This window comes from Gardnerella sp. c10Ua_244 (genome assembly GCF_055818055.1).
On the sequence record NZ_JARFVS010000024.1, the window covers coordinates 1 to 727 of the forward strand.

1 protein-coding gene is annotated in these 727 nt (G+C 39.8%); it reads left to right on the forward strand.

The window, feature by feature from the left end; all coding sequences use genetic code 11:
* A partial coding sequence (locus P0108_RS07140) for a recombinase family protein (protein WP_473730939.1) occupies nucleotides 1–727 on the forward strand: 727 nt, incomplete at both ends.

Below are 727 nucleotides of genomic sequence, written 5' to 3' on the forward strand. Positions count from 1 at the left end.
TTTTCTTGATGTTGCTTCCGCTAAGGTTGGATCTTCAAGGAACGAGTTTAATCGAATGATTGATGAGTGTGAGAAAGGTAATCTTGATATTATTCTTACTAAAAGTGTGAGCCGTTTTGGTCGTGATACGAAAGAAGGATTAGAGGCTATTAGAAAGATTCGATCATGTGGCACGAGAATTATTTTTGAGACAGATAAAATTGATACGGAAACTGTCGATGATGAACTTTTAATCAGTGTGGTTCAAGCTTGTAGTCAAGCAGAGAATGATTGGCGTAGCGAGAATATTGTTTGGGGATTAAGGCGTAGAGCAGAAGATGGCACGTCGGGTCTTTATAGCAGAGTTTGTTATGGTTATAAGAAAGATAAGCATGGCATGCTGATTATTGATGAAGACCAAGCACAAGTGGTAAGAGATATTTTTGACTGGTATTTAAAAGGATTAAGTATCGGCGGTATTATTAAAAGGTTAAAAAGTAAAGGTGTTAAGTCTCCAAAGGGAAAAGACAGTTGGAGTAAACGGGCTGTTGAGAGCACTTTGACTAGGCGTAAATATACAGGCGATGTGGCGATTGCTGTTCCGGGAAATGCGGATTGTCAGTATTTGAATACAGATCATCATGCAGGCATTATTTCTAAAGAGAAGTTTGAAGCGGTTGAGCTTGAGATGGCGGCTCGGAGTAATTTGGAAGTTGGAGAGGACGGAACGGTTAAACGCAAGTCTAAG